This is a genomic window from Desulfosporosinus paludis, from assembly GCF_045689965.1.
In the GTDB taxonomy this organism is placed as follows: Bacteria; Bacillota; Desulfitobacteriia; order Desulfitobacteriales; family Desulfitobacteriaceae; genus Desulfosporosinus; species Desulfosporosinus paludis.
Window position 1 is genome coordinate 5,155,931 of record NZ_CP144211.1, and the last position, 16,620, is coordinate 5,172,550.

A 16,620-nucleotide genomic window follows, 5' to 3' on the forward strand; every position below is an offset into this window, starting at 1 on the left:
AGAATTAGAAGAGGAAGTGATCAGATGGGAGTAAAAATCGGAGTGGATGGCGGAGGAAGCAAGACAGAAATTGTTGCGCTTGATTCTACCAAACAAATATTATGGTCTCAGCGCAACCCTTCAAGCAACTATCATGTCGTTGGTATGACGCAAGCAGTTCGAAACATTGTTTCCGGAATTCGCGACTCACTTCAAGATGAGCCATTAGAGGGTATCGGGATTAGTCTAGCCGGTATAGATACCTCGGAGGACTGGAACATCATGGCCAATGGTATACGGGAAGAATTAATCATTCTGGAGAACGAACGAGGAATATCTTTCCGGAATATTCCGGTTGTCATGGAAAATGATGCTTTTGGAGCACTAATGTCCGTGAGAGGAACGTTTAGCGGAAATGTTTTGGCGGTTGGCACAGGAACCGTTGCTTTAGGAGTTAACAGTGAAGGGAAGGCTTATCGAATTGGCGGATGGGGGCATCTAATTGGTGACCAGGGCAGCGGCTATGATATTGGGAGAAAAGCACTGGCAGCTATGGTCGCCTCTTTTGATGGGTACGGTTCCAAAAGCATCCTTGAATCTTTAGTAACAAACCATTTAAAATTAAACCAAGTGCGCGAAATCGTCGACTGGCTGAATCAAGACAAGCGCACGAACAAGGACGTCGCTGCGCTGGTCCCTATTGTCGTGGAGGCTGCACGCATCGGGGACTCTGCGGCTCAGGCAATCCTTCAGGAGGCAGGACGGGATTTAGGCTTAGTGACTCAGGCACTTCTACGCAAAACCCGAGGGCATGAACTAGGTCTTGTTGGTGGGATCGTCCATATTTGGGAATTCATCAAACCTTCCTTCCAGTCAACCATCCAAGAAGAATTCCCCATTCTTCAGTTTCTTAAACCTAGTTATCCGCCTTCTGTCGGAGCGGCACTCTTAAGTGAGATCAGCCAGGTGCGCCATATTGAGTTTTAGGAGGAGATTGATTTGAGCCTCAGAGTGATCATTGGTCGAGCAGGAAGCGGTAAAAGCACTCTGTGCTTGGAAGAAATCCGCCGCGAACTTCGAAATCAGCCCTGGGGAGCTCCCATAATCCTCCTGGTCCCAGAACAAGCGACCTATCAAATGGAAATGGCCTTGGCTAATACACCAGAATTAGGGGGAAGTCTCCGGGCACAGGTCCTGAGTTTCCGGAGGATGGGCTGGCGAATCTTTGCAGAAACCGGTGGAGGGCTAAAAACACTGATAGGGGCAACCGGCAAACGAATGCTTCTGCGCCGGATTCTCTTAAAACACCGTCTTAAACTAAAAGCCTTTGCACGTTCAGCAACTCGACCCGGTATGGCTGATTTGCTGGCTCAGGCTATTGGAGAATTTAAACTCTATCGCATTACCCCCAATGATTTGCGTCAGGTTAAAAACGCCTATGAGATTTTAGAAGATAAGCTTAATGACTTGGCATTAATTTATGAAGAATTTCAAACCTCCCTGGGACAAGCTGTGCTTGATCCAGATGATGAGCTATCTATCTTGGCAGAAAAAATTCCTTGCGCACCTCTTATTCATGGGGCTCAAATATGGGTCGACGGCTTTATCGGGTATACTCCTCAGGAACTTGAAGTTTTAAGAACTCTTCTAATCACAGCTGCAGAGGTTGTGGTAACAATTCCTCTGGATCCGTATTTATTAAATGTTGAACAACATCGGGAAGAAGGATCTTTAAAAGTCGGAGAGGAATTATTTACAGGTCCTTGGCAAACATTTCAATCTCTGCAGCGACTGGCGGCAGAAACGGGTATCCCAGTCCACCCACCTACCTTGCTCGAGACAACGAAACGTTTTAAACATCCTTGGCTTTGGTATTTAGAAAAGAATTATACTGCTTATCCGACAAAACCTTATCCAGAGGTTCCTGATTTGTTCCCTGAAATTGCTGCTTCGTATGATTCTGACCTTTATCTCAAGCCGGGGATTCAAATTATATCTGCCGTCAATCGACGGGCAGAAGTGGAGGGTAGCCCGAGAATTGCGGCGTTTAGCCAGGGATGAGGCGCTGTGTTGGAAAGATATGTCCGTAATGACGCGTGATCTTTCAGGGTATCACGAACTGATTTCTCAAGTTTTTACCTCTTATGAAGTTCCGTTTTACATCGATCATAAACATTCCATTCTCCATCATCCCTTGATTGAATTAGTGCTCTCTATTTTAGAAGTAGCAGCGAGCAACTGGGGGTATGAACCTCTCTTCCGTTGCCTAAAAACGGACTTTTTCCCTCTTCAAAGAGATGCCATAGATCGTCTGGAAAACTATGTTCTTGAACACGGGATACGCGGAGGAAACTGGAGTAACAATGTTCCTTGGCGTTACCATCGCCAATGGTCACTTGGGCGTAATGAAGAGCAACACGATCTTGAACTAGAATTACAATCCCAGCTTAATTCCTACAGAGCAACTATCTATGAACTTATAGCCCCCCTTTGCAACGTATTGGAACTTAAGAGCGAAAAGGAAGGTTTGACCGTTCGAGAGATTACGGTAACTCTGTTCGAGTTTTTAGAAAACCTCAAGGTAGCCTCAACCTTAAAAATATGGGCGGACAAAGCTCAAGAAGCGGGAGAATTGAGCGAGGCCCGATTGCACGAACAACTCTGGCCGGCCGTTATACAAGTCTTCGATGAAGTAGTGACTAGCTTAGGGGATGAACAACTGGAACTTGAAGAATATTCCTTAATTCTGGCTTCGGGTATCGAGGGACTGGAACTTGGCCAAATCCCCCCTGGACTTGACCAAGTTCTTGTGGGGTCCTTCGACCGTTCCCGAAATCCGGAGGTGCGAGTTCAATTTCTCCTCGGAGCTAACGAAGGAATTCTTCCGGCTAGACCTGTTTCCGAAGGAGTTCTCGATTATGAAGAACGAAAACTCTTAGAAAAAGAAGGAGTGGCCTTGGCTCCCAAGGGAAAGGCCCAAACCTTTGAGGAACAATTTTTTATCTATACCGCCTTCACTCGGGCTACCGAAAAACTCGTGGTCTCTTATCCGCTGACAGACGAAGAGGGGAAAGGTCTCACAGTTTCCTCAGTTATCCTTCGTCTAAAACAACTCTTCCCAATTTCCGAAGATTATTTGGGCAATCAGGAATCGATAGATCGTATCAGCCAAGCAGATACTGCCCTCCAATATTATGCCGAACAAATACGCACTTTGCGCCTGGGAGAGAGCCTGTCTCCCTTATGGGAAGCTGCCGAAAAGTGGCTAAGCCAAGATCCTCATCAACAGGCCAAACTAAACTATATCCGATCCAGTCTCTATGCTAAGAATCAAGAAGATCGAATTCAACGGCCTCTAGCTCGCCGTCTCTATGGCAAACGCCTAATGGCTAGTGTTTCCCGCTTAGAACAATTCTCTAAGTGTCCTTTTGGGCATTTTGCCCGTTATGGGCTTAAGCTGCGTGAACGCCCCACATATCAGCTTTCTAAACCGGATATGGGCCAATTCTTTCATGCACTTTTACACGATTTTGCCCTTCAACTCCAAGAAAAGGGCTTAGTTTGGGGGAAATTGACAAAGGAAGAATCATGGGCTCTTATCAGTGAATTATCGGATCAGTTAGCTCCTAGTCTGCAGCATGAGATCCTTTTAAGCAGTGCCCGTTACCGATACTTAACCCATAAACTCAAACGAACCGTTCATCACGCCGTACGAGTGCTTGGAGAACACGCCCGGCGAGGAGTATTTATTCCTATCCAATTGGAGGTCAAATTCGGTCCCAATGAAACACTCCCGGGTGTCGAAATCCCCCTCTCTGATGGGGATACCTTGCTTTTATCCGGGCAAATTGATCGTGTTGATGCTGCATTTCTCAATGGGCAAGTGTTCTTAAGAATCCTTGATTATAAATCCCGCGAACAATCTTTAGCTTTGGATACAATTTATTACGGGCTTAATCTTCAATTGATCACGTATCTTAATGTGGCTTTACAGGGTGCGGAGGTTTTGCTGAATACGGTCTCACCTATGTTTGAATCTAAAGAGGGGAATAATCCGACATCTCTAAGCGCGACACCCGCCGGTTTTCTCTATTTTCCTGTACTTGAGCCTCAGCTCGAAGAAAAAGCGCCTCTCAGTGCAGAAGAGTTAGAGCTGCACCGTGTCAAGGCCGTCAAGATCAGTGGATATTTACTAGCAAATCCTCAAGTTTTGGAAGCGATGGACTCATCTTTCTCCTCAGGGCATTCTGATTTGCTCGGTCTCAGATTAAATAAAGACGGAACGTTTCGTAAAGGAGCCAACGTCCTTACAGAAGATCAGTTTTCTTTGCTCCAGAACTATCTTACTCATACGCTGCGGCAAACAGGCGAAGATATTTTTTCTGGGAATATTTCCTTATCTCCTTACCGTCGAGGTAAAAGTACGGGCTGTCAGTATTGTTCCTATCGGCCTGTGTGCCACTTCGATCCTTATCTTACAGAAAATCAATATAGGGACCTGCTTACATTAAACCAAGAGGAAATCTGGAAACGATTAGAAAACTTCAAATCTCATAAAATGACCAATCCTCCTCAAGAAGACACTTCAGCCAAGGGAGGGTTACATTGGTTGGAAGGAGGAGGTCTCGATGAGTAAACCCTTATGGACTGTTGAACAACGGGCTGCCATTACCTTGCGCGGCCAACTTTTAGTTGCCGCAGCCGCCGGCTCCGGCAAAACGGCCGTTTTAGTGGAACGGATCATTCATCAAATGACAGATTCTGCAAAACCGGTCGATGTGGATCGCTTTCTAGTCGTAACGTTCACCAAAGCAGCCGCAAACGAAATGCGCGAGCGAATCGGTAAAGCTCTCGATGAGGCCTTGCTTTTAGAACATGACCTTCTGGAATTAGAGCGCCTCCTTCATCAGCGTACTCTCCTGCAGAGTGCCAACATCACCACCTTGCACTCGTTTTGCTTAGAGTTAATCCGCAAATATTTTTATCAACTTGATCTTGATCCTGCATTTCGGGTTGCCGATCAGGCAGAGATAACCCTCTTGCGACAAGACGTCGTCGAAGATCTTTTTGAAACTCATTATGAACGAGGAGACCTGGACTTTATTCAGCTCATCGAGGCCTTCAGTTCAGATCGCGATGATCAAATGGTTATGGAGCATATCCTGCGTCTTTTCGAATTTGCGCAAAGCCAGCCAAACCCAACGGAATGGCTTAATACACTTGATCAGGCCTATCTATGGGATGATCTTGAAACTCTGATGAAGAGCGAATGGGGACAAACTATCCGCCAAGGACTCTTAGACTCAGTCAACGAGGGTTTGAGTCTCTTGGAAAACGCTGAACAAATTGCTCAGCGACCGGAAGGACCGATTCAGTATGCAAAAACATTACAAGATGATCTTAACCGTGCAGGCTTACTGAGCCGACTCGTGACCTCTGGAACATGGGCACAGATTGAAGCACAGTATCAGGAGACCATCAACTTTCCTAAGCTTGCGGCGACACGTTCCAAAGCTGATAAATCTTTACAAGAAGAATGTAAAAAACTAAGGGATGAGGCTAAGAAAAAACTCCAAACCCTCAAAGACGAACTCTTTGCCTATCCTCTGGCACACCAGTTTCTGGCCTTACGTGATATGGGGAAACTGGCCCAGACCGTCGGTCATTTAGTTCTGGAATTTTCTCAGAGCTATACGGAAGCCAAAAGACGACGCAATGTGGTGGATTTTTCAGACCTGGAGCATTTTGCCCTCTGCTTGTTGGCAGATGAGGAGCAGCCTACGCTGATTGCTCAAGGATTAAAGGAGTTTTTTGCCGAAGTTTTGGTGGATGAATATCAAGACATCAATCCAGTTCAAGAGCATATTTTACAACTCGTATCTCGCCAGGGAGACATCTCCAACCTCTTTATGGTTGGAGATGTTAAGCAGAGCATTTATCGTTTTCGTATGGCGGACCCCAGCTTATTTCTCGCGAAGTATCATGACTTGCCTCATTGGAACCCTGAAAAACAGAGTGAATCTCCTGACCGCATGGTCATTGATTTAAATCGTAATTTTCGCAGTCGCCGGGAAATCGTCAGCGGCGTCAACTTTCTCTTCCGTCAGATAATGACTGAGGGGACGGGAGAAATTTCCTACGACGATCAAGCCGCTTTACAATATGGAGCCTCATATGTTAATGGACAAGATCTAATCCGCACGGCTGAAGGTCCCATCGAAGTCCATCTGATAGATTTAAAAGAGATAAAAAACTCCTTAAACTTAAATCCTAAAACCTCGACTATGGAAAGTCCCCAAGGCCCCGAAGAGGACTTGGCTGAAGCGAAGGAGGAAATATCCTCTGAAGATTTTGATAAGGCCAGAGTAGAGGCTCGATTTGTCAGTGAACGAATCCAAGCCTTGGTCAAGAGTTCTGAGTTTCAGATTCATGATAAGAAACTGGGAAATTTCCGCCCTGTCCGTTATTCAGATATTGTCATTTTAATGCGTTCCTATTCTGCGGTGGCTCCGATCTATGTTGAGGAATTTCAAACTGCCGGCATTCCTGTCTATGCTGAAACGTCCTCAGGTTACTTCGGGGCCAGCGAAGTAGAAACGATGCTGTCTCTTCTGAAAGTCATCGATAATCCACGCCTGGATATTCCTTTGGCCGCAGTTCTGCGTTCTCCTCTCGTCGGCCTTAATGGGAGTGAGCTCGGAAAACTGCGGACGATGCTACCTGAAGGCGACTTTTATGAAGCATTAACCCTCGCTGTATGGGCTGGCCTAAGTGCTGAAACAGTACCCGGCAATCAGATCGAGACATTTGGCCAGATATTGGGACTTTATGAAGACGGCTTACCGCTGAGAATTGAAAAAGCGCGAGATTTATTAACAACGGCTCCAGGATTAAAGGAGAAACTCATTGATTTCTGGAACAATCTTCAAACATGGCGAACCCGATCTCGTCATACATCTCTTGCTGATTTGCTCTGGTCTCTCTATGAAGAGTCCGGGTATTTTGCTTATGTAGGGACTTTGCCGGCAGGTGTACAGCGTCAAGCCAATCTTAGGGTGCTTTATGATCGGGCAAAACGCTATGAGGCAACGAGATACCGCGGTTTGTTTCGTTTTCTGCGTTTTTTAGAACGATTTCAGGGACAGGGTAATGATCTGGGGAATGCTCGAGCCTTAGGGGAAAATGAAGATGTTGTCCGCTTAATTACCGTCCATGCCAGCAAAGGCTTAGAATTCCCTGTCGTATTTGTTGTCGGCCTGGGCAGAACCTTTAACACCCAAGGGCTGAGAGGTAAAATGCTCCTGCACACCAAATTAGGGCTTGGTATGCCTATTATTGATGTAGAAAATAACGTTCGTTATCCCTCGTTGATCCAATACGCAGTTCAGCAGCGCTTGACACAAGAATCTTTGGCTGAAGAATTGCGCATCCTCTATGTAGCCCTAACGCGTGCTAAGGAACGTTTATTCCTCTATGGGAATGTGGAAAACTTGGAGAATACCCTTCTGAAATGGCAGCGTATTTCAGATTGGCAAGGTGTCGCCTTGCCTGATGGCCAACTCCGAAGTGCCAAGTCCTTTCTCGATTGGATCGGCCCAGCACTAATTCGACATCCTCAGCTGCACATTGGGGAGGCTCGAGATTTATCCGTCATAACCATCCCTGAAACCGATTCAAGTTGGGAGATCATCTGCCATCGCGACCTACTAATATCGGATGAGGAAACAAGCTGCAAAGATCTTCAGTTATCACAGGAAGAGAATGACAAGGTTAACCTTCTTACAGGGGATTCCGCTGAAACTAAATCTTTTGAACAATGGTATGATGAAATCAATCGCCGACTAAGCTGGAAATACCCCCATCTAGTCAACCAAGTGGCAAAAACCAGTGTTTCGGAATTAAAACGTCTGCACAACTGGTATATGCACGAAGATGCTGAGCAGCATCCTACCATCCGTTCTCAAATGGATCAGCCGGTTCGACCAAAATTTATGCAGTCGGCACACCCTTTAACAGCATCAGAACGAGGGACCGCCATGCATACCGTTATGCAGCATTTGCCTTTCCAAGGATTGGGCAACATTTGGTCAACTCTGACACAAACTGCCCAGATTGATGCCATTCAGGAATTCTTAATCAAACTTGAAGAACGTGAAATTCTTAGTACGGACCAAAAAAGTGTCATCCAGCCTCTGCAAATTGTCCACTTACTGAACACTCCCTTGGGTTTACGTCTGTTCAATTCTGAACAGCTCCTGCGTGAAGTTCCCTTTACCATAACTTTTCCAACTCAAAAACATGCTCAAGCGAATATCTTGGTCCAAGGTGTCATAGATGTAGTAATGATCTGCAAAAAGGAAGATGAAATTTTCGCGGAAATTCTAGACTATAAAACAGACTCTCTGCGTGAGAGTAGAAAGGACTCGGATCAGCTTTTAAGGGACAGGTATGCTCTTCAGCTCACACTTTATGCTCTGGCAATTGAACGGCTCATGGGCATCCAAGTTACTCAATGTTCACTATATTCTTTTACCTTGGGCCGCGAAATTGTCATCCCAAATGCGCGACGTCTGGAAATTCAGCAATCACTTGAGAATCAACTATTTTTATGATACTATTAGGATTCTTTTATTGAATAATTACATTTTTCTATAATATTTCGGCATTTTGAGAGAGGATTTTTAACTTATTTGGCGAATTATTTATTTGTTGTACCTTGTGATTGTTGTAACTATTGCAAAGAACAAAGGTAAAGAGTAAGGATGAAAGAGGTGTTAAAATGAGTCAAAATAAAATCGGTGCTGTCATGATCGTAGGCGCCGGAATTGCCGGCATTCAATCTGCTCTTGATTTGGCAGAGTCGGGGTACTTGGTTCATTTGGTAGAAGAATCGTCAGCCATTGGCGGAACCATGCCAATGTTGGATAAGACATTCCCTACGAATGATTGTTCCATGTGTATTTTGTCTCCAAAATTAGTCGAATGCGGGCGGCATCTCAATGTGCGCATTTACACGAATTCCCAGGTTATTAAAACTGAGGGAGAAGCAGGGAACTTTAAAGTTACCATTAAACAACAACCACGCTTTATCGACGTTGACAAATGTACGGGTTGTGGATCTTGCGCAGCAGTATGTCCTGTAAAAGTCGATGATGAATTTAATCAAGGAATAGGAAAACGTAAAGCTGTTTTCAAACAGTATTCTCAAGCTTTTCCTAATGCCTATGCTATCGATGCTAAAAAATGTTTATTTCAAACAACCGGAAAAGCTAAAGGTAAGGACATTTGCAAAAAGTGCGTCAAGGCCTGTCAAGCCGGTGCCATTGATCACGAAATGGAAGCCAAGGAAATTGAGATTGAAGTTGGTTCAATGATCCTCAATCCAGGCTTTAAAGTCTTCGATGCAGGTTCCTTAGATTATTATGGGTATGGCAAAATCAAAAGTGTCGTCACCAGCCTTGAATTTGAACGCTTATTGAGTGCTTCTGGACCCTTTGATGGACATTTGGTTCGCCCCTTTGACCAGAAAGAACCTCAAAAGATTGCCTGGATTCAGTGCGTGGGTTCTAGAAACTCCAAACTTAAAAAGAATTATTGCTCTGGGGTTTGCTGTATGTACGCCATTAAAGAAGCAGTGATAGCCAAAGAGCATAGCCATATTCCGGTGGACACTACGATCTTCTATATGGATATGAGAACCCATGGGAAAGACTTCGAAAAATATTACGATAATGCTAAGAATAATCAAGGGGTTCGCTTCGTTCGTTCTCGTATCTATGAGGTAACCGAAGCAAAAGACGGCTCAGGAGATGCAGTCATTCGTTATTCTAATGAAGATGGCCAAATCTCTACAGAGCAATTCGATCTGGTCGTTCTTTCCGTTGGCTTGGAGCCTGGGGACAGTTCTAAAGTTTTGGCGCAAACCTTAGATCTAAAGGTCAATAAGTTCGGTTTTGCTGAACTCGAACCGCTCAGCGGCGTTAATACTTCCCGTGAAGGGATCTATGCCGCAGGTGCTTTCAGCGGGCCGCGCGATATTCCAGAGACTGTAATGCAAGCTAGTGCTGCAGCAGGTGCGGCTTCTGCCTTATTAGCTCAAGAACGCGGCACTTTAGTCAGTGAAAAAGAATATCCTCCCGAGAAAGAAGTTGCCGGAGATGTCATTCGCACCGGAGTCTTCATCTGCCACTGCGGGGTTAACATTGGCAGTGTCGTCAATGTACCGTCAGTCGTAGAGTATGCCAAAACGCTGCCTACCGTTGTTTACGCAACCGACAAGATTTACGCTTGTTCTCAGGACGCCCAGGCTTCCATGAAAGCGATGATAGAGGAACACAAATTAAACAGAATTGTCGTTTCTTCTTGCAGCCCGCGAACCCATGAACCCTTATTCCAAGAAACTTTAAAAGAGGCCGGTTTAAATGCTCACCTCTTTGATATGGCCAATATCCGAGACCAATGTTCATGGGTACACATGAATGAGCCGGAAAAAGCGACTGAAAAAGCTAAAGATCTTACCCGTTTGGCCATTGTCCGGGCTTCAATGCAACAGCCTGTACAACCCGTGTTTATGGACATGAATCACGCTGCCTTAGTCATTGGTGGTGGGGTCGCCGGGATGACCAGTGCTTTATCCTTGGCAGATCAAGGGTATGAAGTTCATCTGGTTGAAAAATCTCCAGAGCTTGGCGGCTTTGGCAAACGCTTCTCAACAGGATTCAGAGGAGAAGATGTAAAGGCCTTTATTACTGGACTCATGGAACGTGTCGGCCAACATCCGAAAATCACTCTGCATGTAGGCAAGGAAATTCAAGACGTTGGCGGCTTCTTAGGGAGCTTCACAACAACCTTAAACGACGGAGAACAAATTCGACATGGGGTTGCCCTGATTGCCATCGGTGGACAGGAATATCAACCGCAAGAGTATCTCTACGGCCAAGATTCCCGTGTCATGACTCAAATTCAATTAGATGAAGCTTTAGTCCGGCATGATGACCTTGTGAACAAGGCCCAAAATTACGTCTTCATCCAATGTGTCGGATCTCGCTGTGAGGAGAACCCTTACTGCAGCCGCACTTGCTGTACAAAATCTGTTAAATTGGCCTTAAAAGTTAAAGCAAAGAATCCGTCTGCTAATGTCTTCGTTCTCTATCGTGACATGAGAACCTACAGCTATTTTGAAGAAGACTATGAGCTCGCTCGCAGAAGCGGAATTCTCTTTGTTCGCTATAGTGAAAAGGATAAGCCTGTTGTTACGAAAGAAGGGGAAACTCTTGTTGTAACGGCGAGAGATCATGTCTTAGATCGCCCGATTGAAATAGAGGCTGATGTCATCTGCCTTGCGGCTGCCATTAAAGCTCCGGAAGACGGCAAAAAACTGTCCAAGTGGTTCAAAGTGCCTCTGAATAACGAAGGATTCTTCTTAGAGGCTCATATGAAATTGAGACCTGTTGATTTCAGTACGGATGGTGTCTACATGGCAGGTATCGCTCATAGTCCGAAAAATATGGAAGAAGTTATTGCCCAAGCTAAAGCAGCTGCCGGACGAGCAGGCGTGGCCTTGTCTAAAGAAAAAGTTGCGTCCGCCGGCTTAAATGCCTTTGTTAACAAACGTAAGTGCACTGCTTGTGGAACCTGCGAAGCCGTATGTTCAGCCAAGGCTGTTACTGTGGATATGGAGAACCGCGTAGCCGTGGTGAATGATGCACTGTGTAAAGGGTGCGGAGCATGTGCCTCCAGTTGCCGCTGCGGTGCCATCAATCTTAGAGGATGTACTAATGAACAAATCGTAGAAATGTTAAACTTCTTCTAAAATTGAAGTGCTTTAATAAGGCTAAGGAAAGGTAGATGTTTATGGAAGAATGTCAAGTAAACGTATCTGATACGGAAAATAAACCGTTCGAGCCTAAAATTGCCGCCTTTTTGTGCAACTGGTGCAGTTATGCAGGAGCAGATTTGGCGGGTGTCAGCCGATTTCAATACCCTGCAACGATCAGAACAATTCGTGTTCCATGTTCAGGGAGAATAAATCCTTTATACCTCTTAAAAGCCATGGCCAATGGGGCTGACGGAGTCTTAGTTTCCGGATGCCACCCAGGTGATTGCCATTATATCAGCGGGAATTTCGTCGCACGCCGAAAATTCGCACTGATCAAATCTCTTCTGAAGCATGTAGGATTAGAAGAAGACAGGATTAGTTTCTCTTGGGTATCTGCTGCTGAGGGTGTGCGATTTGCCGAAGTAGTGAAAGGGGTTACAGAACGCGTTGCTGCACTGGGGCCTAATAATAGTGTATTTAAAGTAAAGGACGGGGGTGGAACGGATGAGTAGCATTATTGAAGATATCCGAGAAACAGCCCGCCAATTACTGGCCGACGGGAAAGTCGACGTTGTCATTGGATATGAAAAAGGTTCCTTGCCGCTCAAAGCGACGCCATGCTTTGTACGTACAGCGCAGGATGCCGAAAAACTTATTTGGGATGAAACCTGTGAAAACAATTTGGCAGCATTCACCAATAAATTTCCCGGGAAAAAGGCCATTATCGCTAAAGGGTGTGACAGCCGGGCCTTAGTCGTACTCATGCAGGAAAACCAATTGGTAAGAGATGATTTATACATCGTCGGCGTTTCCTGTCAAGGGGTTGTCGACAAGAGAAAGATTGAGGCTGAACTCGGAGAAATTATCGAAGCAACACTTGCAGATGGAAAAGTTTCCATCAAAGGTATGTCCGGGGATGGTGTGTTTACCTTAGCTGAAGTTAAAGATGCTACCTGCCAAACCTGCCGTTATCCTAATCCTGTGATCGAAGATGTTCATCTCGGAGCAACCATCGAAGTTCCTCAACAATCTGTCCCCTTTGCCGATGTTGTCGCCATGGAAAACAAATCGGACAGTGAGCGAGAGGCTTATTTTGGAGAGCAGATGGATAAATGTATCCGTTGCTATTCTTGCCGCAATGCCTGTCCGTTGTGTTATTGTCAGGAATGTTTTGTGGATTGCAATACTCCCCGCTGGTTGACGGGCGGAGTCGATCGGGCTGAAAACCTCCTTTTCCAAGCAGGACGTGTTCTCCATTTAGCCGGACGATGTGTTGATTGCGGAGCATGCAGCAGGGCATGTCCGCAAGGTGTTGATATTCGTGCTTTAAATCGCAAAATGAGTCGAGATGTTTTAGAAATGTATCACCATGAATCCGGTATTGGCGAAGATGTTAAACCAGCTCTCAACGTATACAGCGGGGATGACCCTGAAGCGTTTTTGGTAAAGGAGTGAGGTGAAGAAATGAAGATAAGTAAAGAAAAATTCGGCCAGTCCTTAGATGCTTTGTCCTCAGATTATCAACTAATTGCTCCTGTAAGTGAAGCAGGCGGAGTCAATTACAAAACGATCAAAAGCTTTTCTGACATCAAGCAAGATTATCTGAATTCCAAACTTCCTCCTAAATCAATCTTCTTTCCTCAACACGAAAAACTTCTGTCCTATGTGAAAGAAGGCAAAAACGTTACCGTTAAAAACGAACTCCAAGCAGAGAAAACCATCCTTTTCGGCATGAGGCCTTGTGATGCCAAAGGTCTGCTCCTGCTTGATAAAGTCTTTAAAAATGACCAGTATCAAGATCCTTATTATTATGAACGACGAGATAATACCGTCATTATCGGTGTCGCTTGCCGTAAAATTGCCCCTACCTGTTTCTGCTCCTCCATGGGCTTATCTCCTGCCAGCAGCGAAGGCGCAGATATTTTCCTGATCGATTTAGGGGATTCCTATGACGTCGAAGTCATCACCGAAAAGGGGAACGCTTTATTCAGTGATTTAAGGCTCTCTGAATTAACGGCTCAGGAACAAGCACTTGTGGATGCCATTAAAAGTGCTCAAACAACAAGTCAAGTGGACGTTTCAACGATTACCAGTAAACTCGATAAAATGTTCAACAATGCTTATTGGGACAGTCTTCAAGAAAAATGCTTAGGCTGCAACACCTGTTCCTTCTCCTGCCCAACCTGCCATTGTTTTGATATCTCCGAAGAAGTACACCAAAATGCAGGGAGCCGCGTAAGAACCTGGGATGCCTGCATGGCGCCACTCTTTACACTGCACGGTTCTGGTCATAATCCTCGAAATTCTCAAGATGCTCGCTGGCGTCAACGGATGATGCACAAATTTAACTATTTTGTGCATAACAATGGGGATATGGCCTGTGTTGGCTGTGGCCGCTGCATTCGAAGTTGCCCTGTAAATCTGGATATGCGCCAAGCCATTGATGGCGTCAACAAAGCAGAATTGGTGGTGGAATAATGCAACAAAATCCTTATCTCCCGATAACGATGAGACTCGCTAAGAATTTAGTTGAGACCGAAGACAGAAACATTAATACCTTTACCTTAGAATATCTCAATAAGCAAGATGAAGAAAACTTCAAATATATGCCCGGTCAGTTTGCAGAGCTCAGTGCTTTTGGGTATGGAGAAGCTCCTTTCGGAATTGCTACATCCCCCACTGAACCTGGTGTTCTGAAATTCTCTGTTGCTAAAGTCGGATGCGTGTCTAATGCCCTTCACCTCATGGAAGAAGGAACGATGGTGGGGGTCAGGGGACCGATGGGTAACTATTATCCAGTTGAAGAGTTCAAAGGAAAAAATCTTGTCATTATCGGTGGAGGTTTTGCCTTTACAACACTTCGTTCCTTGGCTGTCTATATGCTGGATGAAAAACATCGCGGCGACTATGGTGATATTACGGTTATCTACGGAGCTAGAAATCCTGGTTTATTGCTCTACAAAGAAGAATTAGCTGAATGGGAAAAGAATCCCAATATTAATCTCGTGACAACGATTGATCGTCCGGCAGAAGGATGGACCAAACACGTCGGCTTTATCCCATCGATTACTGAACAAGTTGCTCCATCGTCTGTTAATACCTATGCGGTAGTTTGTGGACCACCGGCCATGATCAAATTCACATTACCTGTTTTAGAAAAGCTGAACTTCCCACCTGAAAGAATTTATACCTCTCTGGAAATGCGCATGAAATGCGGTCTGGGAATCTGCGGACGCTGCAATATCGGAACCGAGTATGTCTGTAAAGACGGACCTGTCTTTTCCATGGCCCAATTAAAAGAATTACCTAATGAATATTAATTCAAATATCGGAGGTGATAGTGAATGGCAGAACCCATTAGAGTTAAAAGTCTAGATCCAACTCTGCGTGATGAAGTAGCTGGTATGTTAAAAGGCTATGATTTTTCCAACTGTCTTACCTGTGGTATGTGTACCGCTGGTTGCAAGTATAGCGATATATGGGAAAATAACGATCCCCGTAAATTTATTCGTAAAGTAGCTCTTGGCCTGCGAGAAGAAGTGGAAAACGATCCGTTCGTTTGGAACTGCAATATGTGTGAACGGTGTACTGTAGAGTGCCCAATGGGCGTGAACATTGCAGCAATTACAAGAGCCTTTCGCGGAAAAACTCCCGTTCCTCCCGGACATCTACAAATTATTGCTGATGACCATGTCAGAACGGGTAACCAAATGGCAGTAGAACAAATCGATTATGATGAGACCTTAGAATGGCTGGAAGAGGAACTCCAGAACGAATTGAAAGATCCTACCTATAAAATTCCTATTGACGTACCGAATGCTGATTTTATGTTCGGCTTTAATGCCAGAGAAGTTAAGCATTATCCGAATGAACTTCAAACAATATTACATGTCTTCGCAGCCGCTAAAGTTAATTACACACTTAGCAGTAAGCGCTGGGATGCAACCAATATCTGTCTCTTCACAGGGAAAAATGATCAATTTCAAGAAATTACCCGCCCTCTCTTCGAAGAAGTAGAGAGATTAAATGCTAAAGAGCTTGTAGTTACGGAGTGTGGCCATGCTTTCCGTTCTTGTAGAATGTTCAAGCGTTCTTATTGGAAAGGCAAGGATTTTCCAGTACGCCACATTGTCGAGAAATATGCCGAATGGATTAAAGAGGGCAGATTAAAACTAGATAAGACTAAAAATCCTCTCCCGGTAACGATGCACGACCCCTGTAATACTGTTCGTAAAGAAGGAGTCTATGAACCACAACGTTATGTGATTAAAAATGTCGTCATGGATTATCGCGAGATGAATCCCGAGGGCAAGTATAACATTTGTTGTGGAGCTGGTGGAGGAGCTTTAGCAGTAGCCGCAACTAGAGCGCAGCGTATGGAAAAAGCTAAACCAAAAGTAGAGCAATTAATAGCTACTGGGGCTAAAATAGGCTGCATTCCCTGTCATAACTGTATCGATCAGTTTAATGACATGAATAAGTTCTATAAGCTCGGTATGAAAATGCATCACCTTAGCACCCTCGTCGAAAATGCCTTAGTTCCGGATGATGCAGTCGAAGGAGCAGAGGCTGGAGAGAACTAGAAGTACTCAATAAAATCTCGGCTGTTGTTACGACTACAAGATTATTGCAGTACAAGGTCAATAAGCCCCGTTGGGCGGTACAACCGCCCGTCGGGGCTTAATATTTACACAATACCCTGTATACATAGAAAAACTCAAATTGTTGCAGGAAATAAACAATTTGAGTAGAAATTATACCAATTAGTATTTATATATTAGAGATAGTAGGAAATACTAAAATGATTGGAGATTAAGAAAGAA

At 44.8% G+C, this 16,620-nt stretch carries 8 protein-coding genes and 1 pseudogene; all 9 read left to right on the forward strand.

Annotated features, from left to right (window positions below):
* Positions 1-24: 24 nt before the first annotated feature.
* The 9 genes and pseudogenes from VZF35_RS25535 to VZF35_RS25575 all read left to right on the forward strand — a co-directional run bounded on the left by VZF35_RS25535 (position 25) and on the right by VZF35_RS25575 (position 16,380).
* A complete protein-coding gene (locus VZF35_RS25535; RefSeq protein WP_407309351.1) occupies positions 25-966 on the forward strand; it encodes an N-acetylglucosamine kinase in 942 nt (313 codons plus the stop codon).
* A 12-nt stretch (positions 967-978) separates the two neighbouring features.
* A pseudogene (gene addB, locus VZF35_RS25540) lies at positions 979-4,615 on the forward strand (helicase-exonuclease AddAB subunit AddB).
* Positions 4,608-8,591 (forward strand): helicase-exonuclease AddAB subunit AddA, encoded by a 3,984-nt coding sequence (gene addA / locus VZF35_RS25545; protein WP_407309353.1) that lies wholly within the window; start codon positions 4,608-4,610, stop codon positions 8,589-8,591. The pseudogene addB and the gene addA overlap by 8 nt, the downstream one beginning before the upstream one ends.
* 167 nt (positions 8,592-8,758) lie before the next feature.
* Positions 8,759-11,791 carry an FAD-dependent oxidoreductase gene (locus VZF35_RS25550; protein WP_407309355.1) on the forward strand — a complete coding sequence of 1,011 codons (3,033 nt, stop codon included), beginning with the start codon at positions 8,759-8,761 and terminating at the stop codon, positions 11,789-11,791.
* Between the two features lie 35 nt (positions 11,792-11,826).
* On the forward strand, positions 11,827-12,309 hold the full coding sequence (locus VZF35_RS25555) for a hydrogenase iron-sulfur subunit (protein WP_407309357.1): 483 nt from the start codon (positions 11,827-11,829) through the stop codon (positions 12,307-12,309).
* Entirely contained in the window at positions 12,302-13,252 is a 951-nt protein-coding gene (locus VZF35_RS25560; RefSeq protein ID WP_407309359.1) for a 4Fe-4S dicluster domain-containing protein, read from the forward strand. Before VZF35_RS25555 ends, VZF35_RS25560 begins: the two co-directional genes overlap by 8 nt.
* 9 nt (positions 13,253-13,261) lie before the next feature.
* Positions 13,262-14,275, forward strand: coding sequence for a 4Fe-4S dicluster domain-containing protein (locus VZF35_RS25565; protein ID WP_407309361.1), 1,014 nt, complete (start codon positions 13,262-13,264; stop codon positions 14,273-14,275).
* Positions 14,275-15,117 (forward strand): FAD/NAD(P)-binding protein, encoded by an 843-nt coding sequence (locus VZF35_RS25570; RefSeq protein WP_407309363.1) that lies wholly within the window; start codon positions 14,275-14,277, stop codon positions 15,115-15,117. Before VZF35_RS25565 ends, VZF35_RS25570 begins: the two co-directional genes overlap by 1 nt.
* A 24-nt stretch (positions 15,118-15,141) precedes the next feature.
* A complete protein-coding gene (locus VZF35_RS25575; protein ID WP_407309365.1) occupies positions 15,142-16,380 on the forward strand; it encodes a (Fe-S)-binding protein in 1,239 nt (412 codons plus the stop codon).
* Positions 16,381-16,620 lie beyond the last annotated feature (240 nt).